Origin of the sequence: Nocardiopsis sp. LOL_012, assembly GCF_048060475.1 — a bacterium.
Taxonomy (GTDB): domain Bacteria; phylum Actinomycetota; class Actinomycetes; order Streptosporangiales; family Streptosporangiaceae; genus Nocardiopsis.
This window is the reverse complement of the sequence record NZ_JBHMIV010000100.1, coordinates 1-821: the sequence shown is the minus strand read 5'-3', so window position 1 is coordinate 821 and position 821 is coordinate 1. Positions and strand designations below refer to the sequence as shown.

Sequence of the window (821 nt, the reverse complement as noted above, 5' to 3'; positions counted from 1 at the left end):
ATCGTCGGATTCACGTTGTCCACCACCGTCTCCCCCGTAATGATCACCCGACCCACATCCTCACGCGAAGGCACCTCATACATCACCGACAACAACACCTCCTCGATGATCGCCCGCAACCCACGCGCACCCGTCCCCCGCACGATCGCCTGATCCGCGATCGCCTCCAACGCCCCCTCCGTGAACTCCAACCCCACATCATCCAACTCGAACAACCGCTGATACTGCTTCACCAACGCATTCCGCGGCAACGTCAGAATCCGCACCAGCGCCGCCCGGTCCAGATCATGCACACTCGTGATCACCGGCAACCGACCCACGAACTCCGGAATCATCCCGAACTTCAACAGGTCCTCCGGCATCACCTCACCCAGCAGCGCCGACTCCGCCACCTCCGACCGCGGCCGCAGCACCGCGTTGAACCCCATCCCCTGCCGACCCGTCCGCGACTCGATCAACTTCTCCAAACCCGCGAACGCCCCACCACAGATGAACAGCACATTGGTCGTATCGATCTGAATGAACTCCTGGTGCGGATGCTTGCGCCCCCCCTGCGGCGGCACCGACGCCGTCGTCCCCTCCAGGATCTTCAACAGCGCCTGCTGCACCCCCTCACCCGACACGTCCCGCGTGATCGAGGGGTTCTCGCTCTTGCGCGCGACCTTGTCCACCTCGTCGATGTAGATGATCCCCGTCTCGGCCTTCTTCACGTCGTAGTCGGCCGCCTGGATCAACTTCAACAGGATGTTCTCCACATCCTCGCCCACATACCCCGCCTCGGTCAGCGCCGTGGCGTCGGCGATCGCGAACGGCACGTTCAG

The 821-nt window shown here is 63.2% G+C and carries 1 protein-coding gene; it reads right to left on the bottom strand.

Annotated elements, in window-relative coordinates; translation table 11 throughout:
* A partial coding sequence (clpX, locus tag ACFHWE_RS23620) for an ATP-dependent Clp protease ATP-binding subunit ClpX (RefSeq protein ID WP_416604075.1) occupies positions 1-821 on the bottom strand: 821 nt, incomplete at both ends.